Annotated in this window: 3 protein-coding genes; all 3 read left to right on the top strand. The window is 51.8% G+C overall.

The features are described from left to right. The first annotated feature begins 180 nt into the window (after positions 1-180). Entirely contained in the window at positions 181-1,509 is a 1,329-nt protein-coding gene (locus RMSM_RS05390; RefSeq protein ID WP_144057394.1) for an O-antigen ligase family protein, read from the top strand. Positions 1,510-1,735: 226 nt separating this feature from the next. After that, positions 1,736-2,134 carry a DapH/DapD/GlmU-related protein gene (locus RMSM_RS05385; RefSeq protein ID WP_008692680.1) on the top strand — a complete coding sequence of 133 codons (399 nt, stop codon included), beginning with the start codon at positions 1,736-1,738 and terminating at the stop codon, positions 2,132-2,134. Continuing rightward, a partial coding sequence (locus RMSM_RS05380; RefSeq protein ID WP_040764231.1) for an acyltransferase family protein occupies positions 2,127-3,005 on the top strand: 879 nt, incomplete at its 3' end. The genes RMSM_RS05385 and RMSM_RS05380, both read left to right, overlap by 8 nt.

Below are 3,005 nucleotides of genomic sequence, written 5' to 3'. Positions count from 1 at the left end.
CTGGCAACCCACTTCAGTCTTCACTGCCAACTGACGACTGCCAACTCAAAACTATCCCCCCTTCCAACTCAAAACTACTTCCCCCTCTGCCAACTGACGACTGTCAACTCTTAACTTCTCCCCATGCTCGAATCCACTTCTCTTCTCGTCGCCTGCCTGATCTGCCTTCCGGCATTGATCATGGCATCGCGTCAATCGAGCTGGTTGATCGATTATTTGTTCTTTGTCGTGGCACTGAACCGCGGGGTTCGCCGCGTAGTCGATTACAACAACGGTTACTTCAATCCATTCTCGACAATTAGCTTGACTCCGATCATCGTCGGCGGACTGGCGGTGGTGGTGGTCTTGCTTGAATTAAATCGACGTGGCCATGAATTGGGACATCGGACAGCTAATGTGCTGTATCTGTATGGCGGTGCGGTGGCGTTTGCGTTTGTAATTGGGTTTATCAATGCAAAACTGGGAGCGGTTTATGCACTGGGGGACTACATCGCGCCGATTGGGTTAATGGGGTATGGTTCGCTGTGGGCGGCCGATTCGAAAACGATCGACCGTTGGTGCCATACTTTTGCCGCTTCGGTGTTGGTGGTGGCGGTGTATGGTATTTGGCAGTTCTATACGATCCCACCATGGGACGGATTTTGGTTGATGGCATCTGGAATGGATGGCTACATGGGAATTCCTGAGCCGACCAAGATGACCTTGTTTTCGACGATGAACGAGCGTGGTCCGGCCGCGATGTATCTGTGCTGTGGCGCCATCCTTCTGATGCTGAGGCCCGGCACGTTAGGGCTGCTTCGCTGGCCTGCAGCGGTGGCGATCTTGTTCGCGATGCTGTTGACCTATTCAAGAACGACAGTGATCTTTGCGGGATTGGCGGTCGCGTTGTTCCCTCTTCTGAACCGCGGTTCAGGGCTGTTGCCGGTTGCAGGGCTATCGCTTTTGGTTCTAGTCGCAGGACCATCGATCATGGCACGTATGCCGGGACAAGCATCTGCACGAGTCGAAACGATTGGTGCGATTCAAGATGACGGATCCTTCAAGGGTCGAATCATGCTGTTAGGAGTCGCCCTTCGAGGTGCAATTGCCGAGCCATTGGGACGGGGAATTGGTGCGGATGGGATGGCGTCGCGTGTCCAACAAGCGTCCAATGCAGTCGTGGCCGACAGCACCGGTTACGTCAAGACCTTGGCCACATATGGATGGATCGGTTTTTTTGTGATCGTCACGGTTCTATATCGACTTTGGCGGTCGTCGTCTGATTTGGTCACCTGGGAATTGGACGATCGCAATGTTCGTATTTTTAGGGCTTGGTTTATCGCTGGGATGGTGGCACTGTTTTCGGGAAATTGGTTGGTCGGTGCCTCATTCTTCTGGGTCTTGGCGGGCTATTGTTTAGGAAAAATGGATCAGGAGGATAAAAGTGAGCAGTTGGCAGTCGGCAGTAAGCAGTGGGAGGATGGCAGATGGGAAATAGGAAGTAATCAGACGTCAGTTGACAGTTATTAGCCGCATTGCGTCAGCATGCGGACCTCTAGGTTTTGATGCCGTACACACCACCCTCTCTGCCAACTAACGCCTGCACACTGCCACTCCTTTTCTTTCTGCCAACTGACGACTGCCAACTCCCCTCCCACTCCCTCTCCCCATGCGTATACGTTCTCCTGAATTGATTTGGTCTTAGTCTCGCAAACTGCACACTCGTGGATGGCGGCGTACGGCGCGGATTGTCAAGATGCTGAACTTTTTCGTTCACCGCGCTCTGTTGCCCGCGGAGGCCACTGTCGGTAACAACATACTGCTGGAGCACTATGCACTCGGGATCGTGATGCATCCCAATGTCACCTTTGGCGATGACTGCCGGATCTATCATCATGTGACCATCGCCGGGGAAATGCCGGTTGGTGCGCCCGAGCGAGTCGTGATTGGTGATCGCGTAACGATCGGTGTGAACGCCGTGATCATGCCGCGTCCCTATCGCGGATTGTCGATTGGGGATGACGCCGTGATCGGTGCTGGCGCGGTGGTGACTGGTGATGTACCACCTCGCGCGGTGGTGGTGGGCGTTCCCGGCCGCGTGCTGCGAATCCGCAAGCATTGTGAACTTTCAGACAATTCCATTGACTATGAATAAGAAGCTTTGGCAACTTGAGGCTCTGCGTGGTGCTGCTGCGATTTACGTGGTAATTTACCATGCGAATTTTTTTTCCCAGTCAATTATTGCACCACTCTTTTCAATGGGGCCTGAGGCGGTCATCCTGTTCTTTATCTTGTCTGGCTTTGTCATTAGCCACTCCTCAGAAAACAGGCTTCGACTGCCAGGCGGGACTGCAACCTACCTGGTCCACCGTTTCCGTCGAATCTATCCGCTGTTTTTGTTTTCACTGTTTTTTGCGTACTCTATTCAGTGTGTTGTTCATCAAAAATTGCTTAGTATTGAGATTTATTCGCTTGTTGGAAATCTTTTGATGATGCAGGATCTTGCCTGGATGAAAGCTGGATCCTTTTGCAATAGTTATTGTGAAAACGCTCCATTGTGGTCGTTGTCCTATGAGTGGTGGTTTTACCTGGCGTTCATCCCGGTGCTAAAAATAGCTCAAAGACTTCAATACTCCGTGGCACTTACCTTGTCATTTGTTGGTTCCTTAAGTTACGCCTTCATCCCCTCGCAAATTGGGCTTTTCGCAGGTTATTTCTTTCTGTGGTGGTCTGGCGTTGAACTCGCACGCCAATATCGAAGCGAAACGAAGGTTTCGTTTTCTGGACAGTGGAAAACGCTTTTAGGGCTCCTTCTTCTGGGAGCCGCGTGGTCCTTGCCTGTTGTTCTTGCCGCTTCCCGTGGCGATCAGTTGCGTCTCGGATTTGAGCCAATCATTCAAGTTCGACATGTAATAGCAGCAATCGCATTTGTTTCGGTTGGCATTGCTTGGTACCAATGGAGAATGATTGGGTTTAAGCAACTTTTGGGGCCTCTTCGCTACGCCGCACCTATTTCCTACGCACTC

Origin of the sequence: Rhodopirellula maiorica SM1 (assembly GCF_000346295.1) — a bacterium.
GTDB classification, from domain to species: domain Bacteria; phylum Planctomycetota; class Planctomycetia; order Pirellulales; family Pirellulaceae; genus Novipirellula; species Novipirellula maiorica.
The sequence above is the reverse complement of the archived record's forward strand: the minus strand, read 5'-3'. Positions and strand labels throughout refer to the sequence as shown.